The sequence below is a fragment of the Mitsuaria sp. BK037 genome (genome assembly GCF_014193045.1).
Classification (GTDB): Bacteria; Pseudomonadota; Gammaproteobacteria; order Burkholderiales; family Burkholderiaceae_C; genus Roseateles.
On record NZ_JACHYS010000001.1, the window covers coordinates 1114864 to 1131271 of the forward strand.

15 protein-coding genes are annotated in these 16408 nt (G+C 71.1%); 8 read left to right on the forward strand and 7 right to left on the reverse strand.

The window, feature by feature from the left end:
* The first annotated feature begins 1 nt into the window (after nucleotide 1).
* Genes FHT37_RS04870 through FHT37_RS04900 form a run of 7 tightly spaced genes read left to right on the forward strand, consistent with a single transcriptional unit; the run spans nucleotide 2 to nucleotide 6659 of the window.
* Nucleotides 2-1750, forward strand: a complete 1749-nt coding sequence (locus tag FHT37_RS04870; protein ID WP_183479186.1) for a fumarate reductase/succinate dehydrogenase flavoprotein subunit — start codon at nucleotides 2-4, stop codon at nucleotides 1748-1750.
* Nucleotides 1747-1992, forward strand: coding sequence for a ferredoxin family protein (locus FHT37_RS04875; RefSeq protein WP_091724367.1), 246 nt, complete (start codon nucleotides 1747-1749; stop codon nucleotides 1990-1992). The genes FHT37_RS04870 and FHT37_RS04875 overlap by 4 nt, the downstream gene beginning before the upstream one ends.
* 16 nt (nucleotides 1993-2008) lie before the next feature.
* Nucleotides 2009-3454, forward strand: a complete 1446-nt coding sequence (locus FHT37_RS04880) for an ABC transporter substrate-binding protein (protein ID WP_183479188.1) — start codon at nucleotides 2009-2011, stop codon at nucleotides 3452-3454.
* A 4-nt stretch (nucleotides 3455-3458) separates the two neighbouring features.
* Entirely contained in the window at nucleotides 3459-4328 is an 870-nt protein-coding gene (locus FHT37_RS04885) for an ABC transporter permease (protein WP_183479191.1), read from the forward strand.
* A gap of 53 nt (nucleotides 4329-4381) precedes the next feature.
* Nucleotides 4382-5242 carry an ABC transporter ATP-binding protein gene (locus tag FHT37_RS04890; RefSeq protein ID WP_409072703.1) on the forward strand — a complete coding sequence of 287 codons (861 nt, stop codon included), beginning with the start codon at nucleotides 4382-4384 and terminating at the stop codon, nucleotides 5240-5242.
* 5 nt (nucleotides 5243-5247) lie between these two features.
* Nucleotides 5248-6357, forward strand: coding sequence for a HEAT repeat domain-containing protein (locus FHT37_RS04895; RefSeq protein ID WP_183479194.1), 1110 nt, complete (start codon nucleotides 5248-5250; stop codon nucleotides 6355-6357).
* Nucleotides 6354-6659, forward strand: coding sequence for a DUF971 domain-containing protein (locus FHT37_RS04900; protein ID WP_183479196.1), 306 nt, complete (start codon nucleotides 6354-6356; stop codon nucleotides 6657-6659). Before FHT37_RS04895 ends, FHT37_RS04900 begins: the two co-directional genes overlap by 4 nt.
* A gap of 9 nt (nucleotides 6660-6668) precedes the next feature.
* Here FHT37_RS04900 and FHT37_RS04905 read toward each other — a convergent pair whose 3' ends face one another.
* The 4 genes from FHT37_RS04905 to FHT37_RS04920 all read right to left on the reverse strand — a co-directional run bounded on the left by FHT37_RS04905 (nucleotide 6669) and on the right by FHT37_RS04920 (nucleotide 12655).
* A complete protein-coding gene (locus FHT37_RS04905; protein ID WP_183479198.1) occupies nucleotides 6669-7100 on the reverse strand; it encodes a thioesterase family protein in 432 nt (143 codons plus the stop codon).
* Complete coding sequence (locus FHT37_RS04910; protein WP_183479200.1) at nucleotides 7097-8299, reverse strand: pyridoxal phosphate-dependent aminotransferase; 1203 nt, start codon at nucleotides 8297-8299, stop codon at nucleotides 7097-7099. The genes FHT37_RS04905 and FHT37_RS04910 overlap by 4 nt, the downstream gene beginning before the upstream one ends.
* A gap of 84 nt (nucleotides 8300-8383) precedes the next feature.
* Nucleotides 8384-8980: a PEP-CTERM sorting domain-containing protein gene (locus FHT37_RS04915; RefSeq protein WP_183479202.1), complete on the reverse strand. Its 597-nt coding sequence runs from the start codon at nucleotides 8978-8980 to the stop codon at nucleotides 8384-8386.
* A gap of 78 nt (nucleotides 8981-9058) precedes the next feature.
* Entirely contained in the window at nucleotides 9059-12655 is a 3597-nt protein-coding gene (locus tag FHT37_RS04920) for an alpha-1,6-glucosidase domain-containing protein (protein ID WP_183479204.1), read from the reverse strand.
* 342 nt (nucleotides 12656-12997) lie between these two features.
* Between FHT37_RS04920 and FHT37_RS04925 the strand changes: the two genes are divergently transcribed.
* The gene (locus FHT37_RS04925; RefSeq protein ID WP_183481269.1) at nucleotides 12998-14197 is read left to right on the forward strand and encodes a nitronate monooxygenase family protein; all 1200 of its coding nucleotides are present in this window, start codon (nucleotides 12998-13000) and stop codon (nucleotides 14195-14197) included.
* Between the two features lie 79 nt (nucleotides 14198-14276).
* Here FHT37_RS04925 and nusB read toward each other — a convergent pair whose 3' ends face one another.
* The 3 genes from nusB to ribBA are packed head-to-tail and all read right to left on the reverse strand — an operon-like array spanning nucleotide 14277 to nucleotide 16370.
* Complete coding sequence (gene nusB, locus FHT37_RS04930; RefSeq protein ID WP_091724376.1) at nucleotides 14277-14789, reverse strand: transcription antitermination factor NusB; 513 nt, start codon at nucleotides 14787-14789, stop codon at nucleotides 14277-14279.
* Nucleotides 14786-15250, reverse strand: coding sequence for a 6,7-dimethyl-8-ribityllumazine synthase (ribH, locus tag FHT37_RS04935; protein WP_091724377.1), 465 nt, complete (start codon nucleotides 15248-15250; stop codon nucleotides 14786-14788). The genes nusB and ribH overlap by 4 nt, the downstream gene beginning before the upstream one ends.
* Nucleotides 15251-15263: 13 nt before the next feature.
* A complete protein-coding gene (gene ribBA / locus FHT37_RS04940; protein WP_183479206.1) occupies nucleotides 15264-16370 on the reverse strand; it encodes a bifunctional 3,4-dihydroxy-2-butanone-4-phosphate synthase/GTP cyclohydrolase II in 1107 nt (368 codons plus the stop codon).
* Between the last annotated feature and the right edge of the window lie 38 nt (nucleotides 16371-16408).

Consider the following 16408-nt stretch of genomic DNA (forward strand, 5'->3'; position numbering starts at 1 on the left):
GATGCAGACCTTCGAACATGAATACGACGTGGTCGTCATCGGCGGCGGCACCGCCGGACCGATGGCGGCCGTCAAGGCCAAGCAGGCGAATCCGGCGCTGCGCGTGCTGCTGCTGGAGAAGGCCAACGTCAAGCGCAGCGGCGCGATCTCCATGGGCATGGACGGCCTCAACAACGCCGTCATTCCCGGCCACGCCACGCCGGAGCAGTACGTGCGCGAGATCACCATCGCCAACGACGGCATCGTCAACCAGAAGACGGTGATGGCCTACGCGCAGGGCAGCTTCGCGATGATCGAGGAGCTGGACCGCTGGGGCGTGCGTTTCGAGAAGGACGAGACCGGCGACTACGCCGTCAGGAAGGTGCACCACATGGGCAGCTACGTGCTGCCGATGCCGGAAGGGCACGACATCAAGAAGGTGCTGTACCGGCAGCTCAAGCGCGCCCGCGTGGAGATCACCAACCGCGTCGTGGCGACGCGGCTGCTCACCGCCGAGGACGGCCGCATCGCCGGCGTGATGGGCTTCGATTGCCGCACCGCCGACTTCCACGTGATCCGCGCCAGGTCCGTCGTGCTGAGCTGCGGCGCGGCGGGACGGCTGGGGCTGCCCGCGTCGGGGTATCTCTTCGGCACCTACGAGAACCCGACCAACGCGGGCGACGGCTACGCGATGGCGTACCACGCGGGCGCGGAGCTGTCGGGCCTGGAGTGCTTCCAGATCAACCCGCTCATCAAGGACTACAACGGCCCGGCCTGCGCCTACGTCACCGGTCCCTTCGGCGGCTACACCACCAACGCCGAGGGCCAGCGCTTCATCGAATGCGATTACTGGAGCGGCCAGATGATGTGGGAGTTCCACCGTGAGCTGCAGGGCGGCAAGGGCCCGGTGTTCCTGAAGCTGGACCACCTGGCCGAGGAGACCATCTCCGCCATCGAGACCATCCTGCACACCAACGAGCGGCCCAGCCGCGGCCGCTTCCACGCCGGCCGCGGCACCGACTACCGCGAGCGCATGGTCGAGATGCACATCTCCGAGATCGGCCTGTGCAGCGGCCATTCGGCCTCCGGCGTGTGGGTGGACGAGCACGCGCGCACCACCGTGCCCGGCCTGCACGCCGCCGGCGACATGGCCTGCGTGCCGCACAACTACATGCTGGGCGCCTTCGTCTACGGCAAGCTGGCGGGCGAGAGCAGCGCCCGCTTCAGCGCGGAGCACGGCCTGGCCGCGGTCGACGCGGGCCAGGTCGAGGACGAGCGCCGCCGCGTCTGGGCGCCGCTGCTGCGCGAGGACGGCCTGCCGCCCAACCAGGTCGAATACAAGCTGCGCCGCATGGTCAACGACTACCTGCAGCCGCCCAAGGTGACCCGCAAGATGGAGATCGGCCTGGAGCGCTTCGAGGCCATCCGCGAGGACCTGGACCGGCTCAAGGCGCGCGAGCCCCACGAGCTGATGCGGGCGCTGGAGGTGCACGCCATCCGCGACTGCGCCGAGATGGCCGCCCGCGCCTCGCTCTACCGCACCGAGAGCCGCTGGGGCCTGTACCACGCGCGCGTCGACTTCCCCGATCGCGACGACGCGCAGTGGTTCTGCCACGCCCAGCTGATGAAGGACGGGCAGGGCCGGATGGTCAGCTTCAAGCGCGCCATCGAGCCCTACCTCGTCCCCATCGCCGACGCCGACCGCAATGCCTACCGGCAGCTGCGCATCGCCACGCCCATCGAGGCTCCCACCGAGGCCCTTCCCGCATGACCACCATCGCCCCGCTTGCCTTCCATCCCAGCGCCGTTCCGGTGACCGTCGACGCCGACAAGTGCATCGCCGACAAGGGCTGCACCGTCTGCGTGGACGTGTGTCCGCTCGACGTCCTGGCCATCGACCTGGTCAAGGGCTCGGCCTACATGAAGTTCGACGAGTGCTGGTACTGCATGCCCTGCGAGAAGGACTGCCCGACCGGCGCGGTGCGCGTCGACATCCCCTACCTGCTGCGTTGACACCGGAGAACCCGAGATGCCTTTCAAGCCCTTGAGCGTCCTGCCGACCGCGGCGCTGACGGTCGCACTGACCACCGCGTTGACCGTCGCACTGGCCGGCGCGCCCGCCAGCGCCCGCGCCGAGACCATCCGCGTGGCCATCGGCACGCAGGACACCACGATCAACTGCGCCACCGGCGGCCTGCTGATCCGCGAGCTGAAGCTGCTGGAGAAGTACCTGCCGCGCGACGGCCGCTACAAGGAGGTCCGCTACGACATCCAGTGGAAGAACTTCACCTCCGGCGCGCCGCTCACCAGCGAGATGGTCGCCGACAAGCTGGACATCGGCTCCATGGCCGATTTCCCCGGCTCCAACAACGGTGCGGCCTTCCTCAAGGCTGGCAAGCGCAGCGTGTTCATCACGGTGCTGTCGGGCAGCACGCTGGGCAGCGGCAACGGCATCGTGGTGCCGCGCGACTCCAAGGTCACGCTGCTGTCGGAACTCAAGGGCCACACCATCTCGGTGCCGTTCGCCTCCACCGCCCACGGCATGCTGCTGCGCGCGGTGGCCGCGCAGGGCTGGGATCCGCAGAAGGACGTGACCATCATCACGCAGGCCCCCGAGGTCGCCGGCCCCGCGCTGCAGGCCGGCAGGATCGAGGCGCATGCGGACTTCGTGCCCTTCGTCGAGCTGTTCGAGCACCGCGGCGTCGCCCGCAAGATCTATGACGGCGCGCAGGCCAACGCGCCCACGTACCACGGCTCGCTGGTCAGCGCGGACTATGCGGCCAGGTATCCGGAGGTGGTCGTCGCCTTCCTGCGCGCGGCGCTCGAGGCGGACCGCCTGATCGCCGCCGAGCCGGAGAAGTACAGCCTGCTGATTGAGCAGGTGACCGGCATCGACGCGGCGGTGAACTACCTCTACCACGGGCCGCTGGGCCTGCAGACGCGCGACCTCACCTGGAAGCCGGAGTACCGGCAGGCGCTGAGGACCTCGATCGAGACGCTCAAGCTGATGGGGCGCGACTCGCCGTTGAACGCGGACAGCTTCATCGACGACCGCTACATCCGCGCCGCGTTCAAGCAGTCCGGCCTGGACTACGAGCAGCGGCTCGCCAACCGGGACAAGCTGCCGCTGAAGGCCGTCGATGCGACGACCGGCCGGCCGATCACCGACGTGCAGCGCGCCGCCGGCATCTGGGTCCAGGGCGAGCCCAAGGTGCGCCACTACGCGAGCATCGAGAACGCGCTCGCCGACCTGCGCCGGATCGAGGCGGCCGGCGGCAAGGCGCGCGCCGTCTACGTCCACGACCTGATCCACCGGATCAAGCTGCTGGCACCGACCAGCTGGTACGCGATCGATGCCAAGGGGCAGCTCAGCGCCTTCCTGCAGAAGGACGCCGCCGCGGCCTACGCGGCGGCCAACCGCGGCCGCGTGCTCGACTTCGCCGGCGCGAAGGCGGCCGGGCCGACGGCGCTGTGACGACATGAGCGCCGTTCCTTCCCTGGCCTCGACGGCCTCGCCGGTGACACCGCCGGCGACATCCTCGGCCAACGCGACCGCCGGTGTCCGGTCCGCGCGGTGGCGGCGCGGCGGGCTGCCGATCGCGTCGCTGCTGCTGTGCCTGGCGCTGTGGCACCTGTCGGCGACGACACGCGTGAACCTCGGGCTGATCACCTTCGCCAACGTGCCGGCGCCGGCCGAGGTGCTGAGCGCCGCCTGGGCGCTGCTGCGCTCGCCCAAGCTCGGCGCGCACCTGGGCAGCAGCCTGCTGCGCATCGGACTGGGCTTCGGCGCGGCGGTGCTGGCCGGCGTCGGCCTGGGCCTGCTGATCGGGCGCCTGCGCCTGGCGCGCGAGCTGCTCCTGCCGCCGCTGGAGGTGCTGCGGCCCATTCCGGCGGTGGCCTGGATCCCGCTGGCCATCCTGATGTTCCCGTCCTCGGAAGGCAGCATGGTGTTCATCACCTTCACCGGCGCCGTGTTCCCCATCCTGCTCAACACGGTCCATGGCGTGGAGGCGGTCGACCCGCGGCTGGTGGCCTCGGCGCGCAGCCTGGGCACGCGCCGCTGGCGGCTCTTCGCCGAGGTGATCGTGCCGGCGGCCGCGCCCAGCATCGTCACCGGGCTGTCCATCGGCATGGGCACCTGCTGGTTCTGCCTCGTGACCGCGGAAATGATCGCCGGCCAGTACGGCATCGGCTACTTCACCTGGGAGTCCTACACCGTGCAGAACTATCCCAACATCGTGGTCGGCATGCTGCTGATCGGCGCCCTGGGCATGGGCAGCAGCGCGCTGATCCAGTGGACCGGGCGGCGACTGATGCCGTGGTATCGCCCGCAACGGGAGGCGCAATGACAGCGTCCGTGCAAGCAATGCAGACAGTGCAATCGGTGCCGCCCCTGCAAGCCGTGCCGACCGCGCCGACCGCGCCGCCACGCGGCGGCCGGCTCCAGATCGAGCAGGTCAGCATCGAGGTCGGTCAGGGGAGCGCGCGTGTCGAGGTCCTGCACGAGGTGACGATCGACGCCGCGCCCGGCGAGTTCATCTGCCTGCTGGGCCCCTCGGGCTGCGGCAAGTCGACGCTGCTGGGCGCGCTGGCCGGGCATTTGCGGCCCGCGCGCGGTGAACTGCGGCTCGACGGCGCGCTCATCGGAGGTCCGGATCCGGAGCGCGGCCTGGTGTTCCAGCAGCACACGCTGTTTCCCTGGAAGACGGTGCTCGACAACGTCGCCTACGGGCTGAAGATGAAAGGCGTGGACCGCGCCACGCGCGAACGCGAGGCCCGGCAGCTGATCGGGATGGTCGGCCTGGCGGGCTTCGAGCATCGTTATCCGCGCGAACTGTCCGGCGGCATGCAGCAGCGGGTGGAGATCGCGCGCGTGCTGATCAACCATCCGCGCGTGCTGCTGATGGACGAACCCTTCGGCGCGCTGGACGCGCTGACCCGCGCGCGCATGCAGGAACTGCTGCTGGACCTGTGGGCGCGGCTCTCGCCGACCGTCGTCTTCGTCACCCACGACATCGACGAGGCCCTGTTCCTGGCCGACCGGGTGCTGGTGCTCAGCGCGCGTCCGGGCCGCATCGTCGAGGCGCTGGACGTTCCCTTCGAGCGCCCGCGCCGCGCCACGCATCTCACCGATCCCGCCTTCGTCGCGCTCAAGCGCCGGTGCCTCGCGCTGCTGAGGCACGACGCGCGGGCGCCTGCGCTCGAGCGGCTCACGCCGCTGGGGTCGCCCTCCCTGCCGCCGCAATGGCGCTTCGCCACCTGATGACCATGAGCCTTGTTTCCCCTGACATCGATCCCCGTTCCGCCGATCTGCGGCAACGCCTGACCAGCCCCGACGCAGGCGTGCGGCGCGTCGCGCTGCTCGATTTCGCCGACGTCGAGGACGAGGCGCTGCTGCCGGCCCTCGTCACCGTGTTGCGCGGCGATCCCGATCCGGCGTTGCGCGCCGAGGCGGCGCGTGCGCTCGCCGGCTGGGGCGACGGCGAGGTGGTGGAGGCGCTGGCCGATGCGCTCGCGGACGAGGCGGAAGTGCGCGAGGCCGCGGCGCAGTCGCTGGCCGAGCTCAAGGACGCCGAGGCGGGCGCGCGGCTCGTTCCCCGGGTGGGCCATGCGGACGGCTTCGTGAGCGCCGCGGCCCTGCGCGCGCTGAAGGAGCTGCGCGTGCCGGCGGCCGCGGCGCCGGCGACGGCCGCGCTGGCTCATGTCGATCCGGCGGTGCGCCGCGAGGCCGTGGGGGTGCTGGGCTGGTTGAAGCATGCGGCGGCGCTGCCAGCGCTCGCGCGCCTGGCCATCGGCGACGAGGACGCCGAGGTGCGCCGCGCGGCGGCGGGGGCGCTGGGCCTCGCGGCGGCCGGCGACGCGCCGTCGGTGCTGCCGGCCCTGTGCGCGGCGCTGCGCGATCCGGCCTGGCAGGTCCGCGAGGAAGCGGCGACGACGCTGGGCAAGCTTGGCCAGATCGCGATCGGCCATGGCGGTGATGCCGACGCCATCAACGCCGTCAACGCAGGCGGCACGGCGAACGCACCCGGCGCAGCCAACGACGTCAACGGCGCCATCGACGCCGGTGAAGCCAACTGGGGCAACGAGGGCAGCAGGGCCACCGAACCCGCGGTGGCCTTGCGGCAGGCGATGACGGATGCGTACTGGCAGGTGCGCCTGCGCGCCGCGCGCTCGCTGGGCCGCCTGCGCGACAGGGCGGCGCTGCCGGTGCTCATCGAGGCGCTGGCCCACCGCGCGGGCAACCTGCGCAAGGAGGCGGCGATCGCGCTGGGCGAGATCGGCGACCCGCGCGCGCTGCCGGCGCTGGAGGCGGCCGACGCCGACCCCGATCCGGAAGTGCGCAAGGCTGCGAGGCTGGCGCGCCAGCGCCTGTCATGAGCGGCGACGCGCCCCAGGCGGTCGAGCTCCACGCCGGCCATCTGCGCCTGCGTTGGCCGGATGGCGAGGCCGTGCTGGCGGCTTCGACCCTGCGTGCGGCCTGCCGCTGCGCGCATTGCAGGGCAGCGGCGCTGAAGGGCGCGGTCTCATCGGCCGGGGACCCCGAGGTCGCGCTGAGTCAGGCGGAACTGGTAGGGCACTACGCGCTGCGGCTGAGCTTCAGCGACGGACACGACCGGGGCATCTATCCGTGGTCGCTGCTGCGCGAGATGAGCGCCTCGGAGGCGGGCGACAACCGGTGAAGCGCGGATCTACCCGAAGGCCTGCTCGATCTCGGGCGGGAACTCGGGCCGGCCCTTGGCGTTCAACGCGGTGCCGGTGACCACCGCCTTGAGCATGAGGCGGTCGTCCGCGCGCCGATGGATGGTCTGGTCGAACAGGAAGCGGATCCGTCCCTGGCGCCGCAGCGTGGTGCGCACGACGAAGGTGTCGCCGCTGACCAGCGAGCCCTTGTAGTCGATCTCCACGCGGGTGACGACCAGGCTGATGCCGCGCCGGGAGAGCTCGCCGAATTTCAGCCCGCGGGTTTCGAGCAGCTCGTGCCGGGCGTGTTCCAGGTAGTTGAGGTAGACCGCGTTGTTGACGACATGGTCCATGTCGCATTCGTAGTCCCGCACCTTCAGCTCCAGCTCGAAGATCGGGGACTGCGCGGGCGTCGTCGAGGCGTCGGGCGTGGCGTTCATGCGGCGCGGGCCTTCAGCTGGTCGAGGCGCACGCGGATGCGGGCCAGCGCCTCGCGCAGGTCGTCCATGCTGGAGGCGAAGGACAGCCGCAGGAAGCGCTCGCCGAAAGCGGGGCCGAAGTCGCGGCCGGGCGTGAGCGCGACCTGCGCATGCGTCATCAGGTCCATGCACAGGTCCCAGCTGCCCAGGCCCGTGCCGGAGGCGTCGGCCCAGGCGTAGAAGGCGCCGTCGGGCGGCACCGGCACCGGCAGGCCCATGGCCTCGAGCGCGGGCACGACCAGGTCGCGGCGACGACGCAGTTCCTCGCGCCGGCGCTCGTATTCGGCGATGGACTCGGGCTCGAAGCAGGCGAGGGCCGCCTGCTGCGCGATCGTGGACGGGCAGATGTAGAGGTTCTGCGCGAGCTTCTCGACGGCGCCCACCATCGCCTCGGGCAGCACCAGCCAGCCCAGGCGCCAGCCGGTCATGCCGAAGTATTTCGAGAAGCTGTTGATCGACACCACGTCGTCGCCCAGCGCCAGCGCGCTGCGCGCATAACGGCTGTCGAAGCTCAGCGGCTGGTAGATCTCGTCGACGATCGTGACGCCGCCGCGCTCGCGCACGAAGGCGTGGATGCGGGCGAGTTCCTCCGGCGCGATCGAGGTGCCGGTCGGGTTGCTCGGCGAGGCCAGCAGCACGCCGCGGCTGCGTTCGGTCCAGTGCGGCCGCAGGCGGTCCAGGCTGAGCTGGAAGCGCTCTGCGGCGGTGGAGGGAATGAGCACCGGTGTCGCATCGACCGCGGCGACGAAGTGCCGGTTGCAGGGGTAGCTGGGGTCGGGCATCAGCACCTCGTCGCCGGCCTGGAACAGCGCCAGGCAGGCGAGCTGCAGCGCGGCCGAGGCGCCGGCGGTGATGACGACGCGGTCCGGATCGATCGTCAGCCGCTGCGTCTGCCGGTACCAGTCGGCGACGCGCTCGCGCAGCGTGCGCAGGCCGTTGGCATGGGTGTAGGGGATGCGGCCGGCGGCGGTGAAGCGCGCGGCGGCCTCGCGGACGGCGGGGCTGGCGCCGAAGTCGGGCTCGCCGATGTTCAGGTAGATCATGGGCCGGCCGCCCTGCGCCGGATCGCAGACCGCCGAGCGGGCGATCGCGTCGGCGCGCTTGGCGCATTCCATGACGTAGAAGGGATCGATGGCCTGGACGCGATCGGAGAGTCTCATCGCTGGGTGCAAGTGCTGTGCGGCCGCCATTCTAGTTTTGGCGCGCGCACCGCCGCCGGCTCGCCCCGGGTCACCCCGACGGCATCAGCCGGGCCGGCGAGGCGCCTGGGGTCGGGCCACGCGGGGACCGATCCCTGCCATCGCGGCCAGGCCCGCCAGCACCAGCGCCAGGCTCGCCGGCTCCGGCACGGCCGAGGCGGTCGTGACGTCGAAGCTCAGCGTGCCGCCCAGCCAGCGGCCATCGGCCACGCCGGGCGCGAGGTCCTTGAAGGCCTCGCTGAACTCCAGGCGCAGCAGGCCGTCCGCGCCGGCGCTCAGGCCCAGGCCGCGCAGGTCGAGCATCCCCGTGTAGCGGCCCGTGCCGCTGAGGAAATCGCCGTCGCCCGGCGCGAAGGTGATCTGCTCCAGCCCGCTGGATGCACCGAAGCTCAGCTGCATTTCCGACAGCACGCTCGGCGAGAACGCCTCCAGCGTGACCGACCAGCTCAGCGCGTTCAGCGCCGCGTGGGCGCCGACGTCGACGAACCACACCGTGTTGCCGGCATCGCCCGGCAAGTCCATGCTCTGCGCGCCGCTGACGTCGATGGCGACCGGCGTTGCCTGCGCGCCGGCGGCGCCGAGCGCCATCACCGCGGCCAGCGACCAGGCGGCCAGGGCCGCTGCGGAAGGGGAGCTTGTCATGGGGAGGACTTTCATCGGCGGATGGAATCAGGGGGGGATTCAGCACGTGGATTCAACGGGTGGATTCAGCGCGTGGGTTCAGCGTGTTGAGGCGGCGGGAACGACGAACACGACGGCCGTGCGCGCCGGCAGCTCGAAGCGACCGGTCGCGCGGTCGAAGCGGGCCTGGCGCGCGCGGGCGTCCGCGCCGGTCGCGTGGACCGGATGCGGCACCAGCGCATGGCCCGCCAGCGCGGGCAGTGTCAGCGCATGCGCCGTCTTGTCGACGTTGATCAGGTAGACCAGCTCGTCGAAGTTGGCCCCCGGATAACCGACGCCGTTCAGCCGCCCGACCAGCACCGTCGCCTCCTGCGCCGACCCGGTGTTCAGGAAGCTGAGCCGCGCCTGGATGTCCGCCGCGGTGCGCAGGCGCAGCAGCGTCGAGCTCTTGCGGATGCGCAGCAGGTCGCGGAACGCGTCGCGCGTCCAGGCGATGTCGGCGGCGCCCGGCTTGATCGCCGCGTCGGCCAGCAGCGGTCGCGCCAGGGACCAGTTGTCGGCGTTGTCCCGCGCGGGCGGCAGGCCCACGCCGAAGTGGTTGTCGGCATAGGTCCAGTCCAGCCGGTTGAACCAGTCGCCGCTGTCGTAGCTGTTGCGGTCCAGCGATTTGCTGCGCAGCGTGTCCACGCCCGCATGGAAGTACGCCACGCCCTGGCTGAACGCGTTGATCGCGCTGGCCAGGACCTGCACGCGGGCGCGGTCCTCGCGGCTGGTGCCGGCCGGCAGGCGGAACACGTTGTTGTCGAACAGGGTGAGGTTGTCGTGGTTCTCGACGTAGTTGACGACCTCGCCCGGCTCCAGCACCCAGCCGGCGGGAATGCCGCCGACGTCGATCTGCTCGAGCCGCAGGATTTCGTCCCAGCTCGTCTGCATCTGGAAGCCGCGGATCGAGCCCGCCATCGACGCACGGATCCGGTCGGCCTGCCACATCAGCTCGCCGCGCGTCTGGCCGGCGTTCCAGCCGTTGCTGTCATAGAAGAAGCCGTTCACGTAGCCCTGGTTGGCCCGCAGCGCCGCGCCCGAATCGCAGCAACCGCCGCCGCGCACCGCGTCGCGGATCAGCGGATTGAAGCTGCCGATGCCCGAGCCGTTCAGCGACAGCATCTCCGCCTGCACGAAGCGCGCGCCGTTGGCGACCTCGCCGAAGTTCCAGCCCTCACCGACGATCTGCACCTCGCGCCCCGCGGCCTGCGCCACGCGGGCCTTGAGCGTCTCCATGGCCGCGCGCGGATGGTGGCCCATGATGTCGAAGCGCAGCGAGCTGATGCGGTAGTCGCGCGCCCAGATGACCGCCGAGTCGATCATGAGCTTGCCCATCATGAGGTTCTCGGACGCGGTGTTCTCGCAGCAGGTCGAGCGCTCGATGCCGCCGCTGGCGTTGTAGCGGAAGTAGTAGTTCGGCACGACCTTGTCGAGCACCGAGGTGGCGCTCTGGCCCGACGAGGTCGTGTGGTTGTAGACCAGGTCCATGCCCACCCGCAGGCCCGCCGCGTTGAGCGCCTGCACCATGCGGCGGAACTCGACCACCCGCGCCACCGGATCGCTCGCGTTGCTCGAGTAGCTGCCCTCGGGCGTCGAGAAATGCTGCGGGTCGTAGCCCCAGTTGAAGCAGTCGGCGGCGGCCGAGGCGGCCACGGCGGCCTGCTGGGTCTCGCCGTCGGGCGCACCGGTGGGCGAGGGCGTCACGCAGCCCTTCTCGTTGACGGTGGCGAAGTCGAACGCCGGCAGCAGGTGCACGTCGGTCAGGCCCGCCGCGGCCAGCGCCGCCAGATGCCGCATGCCGTTGGAGCCGGTTTCGGCGAAGGCCAGGTACTTGCCGCGCCGCGCCGCGGGCACGGTGGCGTCGTTGATGGAGAAGTCGCGCACGTGCAGCTCGTAGATGCTCAGGTCCGATGGCGCGTTCACCGTCGCCGGCGGCGCACCGGCGTCCCAGCCGGGCGGCTTGGTGGCGCCAGCGTCGAGGTCCATCACCACGCTTTGCTGCCCACCCAGCGTCACGCCTCGCGAGTAGGGATCGGCCACCAGCTGGCGCACCAGTCCCACGCCCTTGACGAACACCTGCACTTGGTAGCGATAGGTCGCCCCGTGCAGGCTGCCGGGCTTGCTCAGGTGCCACACGCCGGTCGCGGCATCGCGGGTCATGGACTCCGTCGTCGTGCGGGTCAGCGTGGAGGCGCCGATCGGTGTGGTCAGCACCAGCTGGACGTTCTGCGCGGTCGGGGCCCAGACCTTGAAGCTGGTGCTCCCCCGGGCCACGACGGCGCCGAGGTCCGGCACCTCGTAGGCGGCGGCATAGAGGTCGTCGAGCGCGCCGGCGATCTGGGCGGTCGTCGCGTTCAGCACCCGGCCGTCGGCGTCGACCTGCGCCAGCACCAGTTGCTGCTGATGCAGGGCGGGCAGGCGCGCGATGTCGTCCGGGCGGACCGCGAAGACGCCGCCGCTGGCCACGTACTTGAAGCGCCGGGCCGCGGCCTCCGGCACGGTGCCGGTGAAGGCGTCCAGCGTGATGAAGCCGTCGGCGCCCGTCACCGTCGCGCTGGCGGCCACGGCGATCTGGCCGGTGGCCGAGTGGTACAGCCGCACGCCGCCGCTGGCGCTGGCGCGGGGCCACTTGACCAGCGTCCTGTTGAGCCACACCGCGCGCGCATCGGTGCTGGACACCTGGCGCAGGTCCGGCGGCGCGGTGTGGACGGTGGCGTCGCCCTCGACCAGCCAGATCTGGCCGACGCGGTTCTGCACCGTCAGCGCGCCGAACTCGACGCGCAGGTTGTTGTCGCGGCCGTCCTTGTCGTTCTCGTTGGGCGGCATGCCGTGGATGATGAATTCCAGCCCCTTGCGGCTGGCGTCGTCCCGCGGATTGAGCACCGGCAGGTCGAAGACCACCTCGTCGCTGCCCACCGAATGGCCCGGCATCGCGCTGAATGGCACCGGCTGGTTCCACCGGTCGATGGTGACGCCGGACGGCAGGGCGGCCGTGTCCAGGCCGCTGCCGCTCCACAGGTGCAGGCCCCAGGCCGCGTAGTTGGCGTCGAAGCGCTTGTAATGGACGCGCACCGTCGTGAGGTCGGGCGCCGGCTGGCCCAGCGGGTTGCTGGTGTAGGTCGTGCCGTCGCCCTGCAGGCGCCAGACTTCGTTGGCCCCGGCTTGCAGGACCAGGGACTGGTCGGCGCCGCCGTTGTCCTTCTCGTCGCCCTTGTGGAAGAGGAAGCCGACCGTGCCGCTGCCGGCCGCGAGCGGCACGTCGTAGTACACGCCGAAGTCGTCGCTTCCGCTGGCGTTCCAGCCTTCGTTCCAGTTGGGACTGCGGGCCGCGTCCCAGGTGTGGATCTGCCAGCCGGCCGCGTTGCCATCGGCGCGGCGGTAGTGGACGCGCAGCGAGGTGGCCGGCGCGTCCGGCGAGGCGACCGCGGCGGCGCGTGCGCGGCTGGTGCCGCCGCCGTTGCCGCCGGGATCGGGAACGGCGGCGAGCACGGTGACGCCGAGCTCGCTCGCGGCCGAAGCGGCTGCGCCCGCTGACTGGGCGCGGGGCGTATCGGCCTCGCCGCTGCCGCCGCCGCACGCGCTGAGCAGCCCGCTCAGGGCGATCACCCAGCTGCCCAGCACCGCTCGCCAACCTGCCCCAGTTCCGATGCGCATTGCCTTGTCCCCCTTCAAAAGGTCGGCGGATGCTAGTGAAGTAAAACTACGGAATCGAATAGTGAAACCCCGAAGTTCCGCTACATGTCCTGATTGAATGGGACAGCGTGGGGGACAGGGTCGGCCTCGCCGGGCCCAAGTTCCGCGTGGTGGTCGTAGTTTTGTTTCACCGCCGCGTATCGGGCAGGCCGTGCCGTTGTCGGCCGCCCACGTTGGCGCAGCGAATCCAACACGAGCTCGCAGCCGGGCGCCCCGGGCCCTTGTTGAGCCGCGTCAAGGCGCGTCGGCGCCCGAGCCGCCACCATCCGGGCTTTCGTTTTTTCCGGAACCCCGACCATGACCATGGCTACGCTCCTCGACCGCGTCCGCGCCGCCGGATTGCGCCCCTTGCGCCTCGCCGGCCGCGACCTGCTGCCCATCGTCCAAGGAGGCATGGGGGTGGGGGTCTCGGCGCACCGGCTCGCCGGCAGCGTCGCGGGGCAGGGCGCCTGGGGCACGATCGCGTCGGTGGACCTGCGCCGGCATCACCCCGACCTCATGGCCCGCAGCGAGTCGATGCGCGATGGCGACGAGAAGAAGGCCGTGATCGAACAGGCCAACCAGGAGGCGCTGGCGCGCGAGATCGGGGCGGCTCGCCGGCTCTCCGAAGGGCGCGGCCTGCTGGCGGTCAATGTGATGCGCGCGGTGAGCGACTACGCGTCCTCGGTGCGGACGGCGCTCGAGTCCGGCATCGACGCGCTGGTGGTGGGCGCGGGGCTGCCGCTGGATCTGCCCGAGCTCGCGCAGGACCATCCGCGCACCGCCCTGGTCCCTATCCTGTCCGAGGCCCGCGGCGTGACGCTGCTGTGGAAGAAATGGGAGCGCCGGCAGCGGCTGCCGGCGGCCGTGGTCATCGAGCATCCCGGCCATGCGGGCGGGCACCTCGGCGCGGCGCGGGTCGCGGATGTTGGCGATGGCCGTTTCGATTTCGAGACCGTGCTGCCCGCGGTCCGGCGCTTCCTGCGCGATGCGGGCGCCGAGGGCCAGGTGCCGCTGATCGCCGCCGGCGGCGTGCGGCGCTGCGAGGACATCCAGCGGCTGCAATCGCTGGGCGCCGACGCGGTGCAACTCGGCACGCCCTTCGCCGCGACGCTGGAGTGCGATGCGCATCCGTCGTTCAAGCGCGTGCTGGCCCAGGCGCGCGAGGAGGACCTCGTCGAGTTCTGCAGCGTCGCGGGCCTGCCGGCGCGGGCGGTGATGACGCCGTGGCTGAAGAAGTACCTGGGCGCGGAGGCGCGCCTGCAGTCCGTCGCGCAGCTCAAGAAGCGCTGCACCCTGGCCTTCGACTGCCTGAGCCAGTGCGGCCTGCGCGATGGCCTGAAGGACTGGGGTCAGTTCTGCATCGACCAGCGACTGGCCTCGGCGTTGCGCGGCGAGACCGCGAGAGGCCTGTTCTTCCGCGGTCGCGGCGCACTGCCGTTCGGCGACCAGATCGCCAGCGTGCGGCAGCTGCTGGAACGCCTGCTGACGCCCGGGGTTCCCCTCGGCACGCCGGCGGCCTGAGACGCCAGGCAATGACAAAGGGCCCGCGGACGGATCGTCCCGGGCCCTTGCAGCTTTTGGCGCCTGAGGCGCCGCGCGCTCAACCGCGGGCGGCCTTCACCTCGACCGGCCGCAGGTCGATCGCGGCGCGGTCCAGTACGCCGTTGACGTACTTGTGGCCGTCGGTGCCGCCGAAGGACTTCGCCAGTTCAACGGCCTCGTTGATCGCCACCTTGTACGGAATGTCGATGCAGTTCTTCAGCTCGTAGGCGCCGATCATCAGGATCGCGTGCTCGATGGGCGAGAGCTCGGTCGTCTTGCGGTCGGCGTGGCGGGCGAGCACGGCGTCCAGGTCGGCCGCTTCCTCGATCGCGCCGTGGAAGACCTTGTCGTAATGACCGCGGTCGGCCTTGTCGAAGCCGTCCTGCTCACGCGTGTGCGCGTCGATCACGCCGAGGTCTTCGCCGGTGACCAGCCACTGGTAGATGCCTTGCAGCGCATGCTCGCGCGAGCGGCGGCGGGCCGACTTGGCCGGCGCCTTCCTGGCGGCCGGCTTGCCGCCGTTCTTGGCCGCGGGCTTGCCGGCGGGGGAGGAGGTGTCCTTGGTGTTCACTTGAGTTCTTTCAGCAGCTGCGCCATCTCGACGGCGACGGTTCCGGCATCGCGGCCCTTTTCTTCGGCACGGGCCCAGGCCTGTTCCTCGTTCTCCACCGTCAGGATCGCGTTGGCGATCGGCAGGCGGTGGTCGAGCGTCAGGCGCGTCACGCCGGCACCGCTCTCGTTGGCGACCAGTTCGAAGTGGTAGGTCTCGCCGCGGATGATGCAGCCCAGCGCCACCAGCGCGTCGAAGCGGCCGCTGACGGCCATGGCCTGCAGAGCCACCGGCACCTCGAGCGCGCCGGGCACGGTGACGTGGCGGATGTCGGCGTCCTGGACGCCGAGCCGGTTCAGTTCAGCCCGGCAGGCCTGGGCCAGCGCGGTCGTCAGTTCGTCGTTGAAGCGTGCCTGGACGATGCCCACGCGCAGGCCGCGTCCGTCGAGTCGGGTCGACTGACCCTTGTCAGATCCTTGCATGCGGTCCTCGGATTCAGCAGTCGTTGGGAGTGGCCTGGGCGGCCTGGAAACCGGTCACTTCCAGCCCGTAGCCGGTCATGCTGGGCATGCGGCGCGGGCTGCCGAGCAGCTTCATCCGATGCACGCCGAGCTCGCGCAGGATCTGCGCGCCGACGCCGTAGGTGCGCAGGTCCATGGTCTGGCGCGGTTCCTCGCCGGTCGCCGGCTGCAGCCGCGCGAGCAGCGCGTCGGCGTCCTCGCCGCAGTTCAGCAGCACCGCCACGCCCGAGCCTTCGCGCTGGATGGCCGCCAGCGCCTGCGGCAGCGGCCAGCTGTGGCCGCAGCGGCCGGCGTCCAGCAGGTCCATCGCGGAGAAGGGCTCGTGCACCCGCACCAGCACCTCCTGGTCCTTCTGCCATTGACCCAGCGCCAGCGCCATGTGGACGTTGTTGGAGCGATCGCGGAAGACGTGGCATTCGAACCGGCCCTCGCGCGTCTCCAGCGGACGCTGGGCGATGCGCTGCACGATCGATTCGTTGCGGCTGCGGTATTCGATCAGGTCGGCGATGGTGCCTATCTTCAGGCCGTGCTCCTGGGCGAAGACCTCCAGATCCGGCAGACGGGCCATGGTGCCGTCGTCGTTCATGATCTCGCAGATGACGCCGGCGGGCGTCAGGCCGGCCATGCGCGACAGGTCGCAGCCCGCCTCGGTATGGCCGGCGCGCATCAGCACGCCGCCGTCCTGGGCCTGCAGCGGGAAGATGTGGCCGGGCTGCACCAGGTCGGACGCCACGGCGCCCTTCGCGACCGCGGCCTGCACGGTCCGCGCGCGATCCGCGGCGGAGATGCCGGTCGTGACGCCGGTGGCGGCCTCGATCGACACGGTGAAGGCGGTGCCGTGCTTGGTGCCGTTGCGGGTGGCCATCGGCGGGAGCTGCAGCTGCTCGCAGCGCTCGCGGGTCAGCGTCAGGCAGATCAGCCCGCGGCCGTGCTTGGCCATGAAGTTGATCGCTTCCGGCGTGACGTGGTCGGCGGCGAGGACGAGGTCCCCCTCGTTCTCACGGTCTTCCTCGTCGACAAGGATGACCATGCGGCCGGCCGCCAGTTCGGCGACCAGCTCGGGAATCGGTGAAATAGGCATGGGCGCGATTGTAGGCGGGGCGGGCCTGGCGGGCCGGA

Excerpts from the sequence above, each read along its gene's own strand:
- FHT37_RS04925 (WP_183481269.1), top strand. The coding sequence starts at position 12,998 with ATGGCTACGCTCCTCGACCGCGTCCGCGCCGCCGGATTGCGCCCCTTG.
- FHT37_RS04900 (WP_183479196.1), top strand. The coding sequence starts at position 6,354 with ATGAGCGGCGACGCGCCCCAGGCGGTCGAGCTCCACGCCGGCCATCTG.
- FHT37_RS04915 (WP_183479202.1), bottom strand. The coding sequence starts at position 8,980 with ATGACAAGCTCCCCTTCCGCAGCGGCCCTGGCCGCCTGGTCGCTGGCC.
- FHT37_RS04870 (WP_183479186.1), top strand. The coding sequence starts at position 2 with ATGCAGACCTTCGAACATGAATACGACGTGGTCGTCATCGGCGGCGGC.
- FHT37_RS04905 (WP_183479198.1), bottom strand. The coding sequence starts at position 7,100 with ATGAACGCCACGCCCGACGCCTCGACGACGCCCGCGCAGTCCCCGATC.
- FHT37_RS04875 (WP_091724367.1), top strand. The coding sequence starts at position 1,747 with ATGACCACCATCGCCCCGCTTGCCTTCCATCCCAGCGCCGTTCCGGTG.
- FHT37_RS04920 (WP_183479204.1), bottom strand. The coding sequence starts at position 12,655 with ATGCGCATCGGAACTGGGGCAGGTTGGCGAGCGGTGCTGGGCAGCTGG.
- FHT37_RS04885 (WP_183479191.1), top strand. The coding sequence starts at position 3,459 with ATGAGCGCCGTTCCTTCCCTGGCCTCGACGGCCTCGCCGGTGACACCG.
- ribBA (WP_183479206.1), bottom strand. The coding sequence starts at position 16,370 with ATGCCTATTTCACCGATTCCCGAGCTGGTCGCCGAACTGGCGGCCGGC.
- FHT37_RS04910 (WP_183479200.1), bottom strand. The coding sequence starts at position 8,299 with ATGAGACTCTCCGATCGCGTCCAGGCCATCGATCCCTTCTACGTCATG.
- FHT37_RS04880 (WP_183479188.1), top strand. The coding sequence starts at position 2,009 with ATGCCTTTCAAGCCCTTGAGCGTCCTGCCGACCGCGGCGCTGACGGTC.
- FHT37_RS04895 (WP_183479194.1), top strand. The coding sequence starts at position 5,248 with ATGAGCCTTGTTTCCCCTGACATCGATCCCCGTTCCGCCGATCTGCGG.
- ribH (WP_091724377.1), bottom strand. The coding sequence starts at position 15,250 with ATGCAAGGATCTGACAAGGGTCAGTCGACCCGACTCGACGGACGCGGC.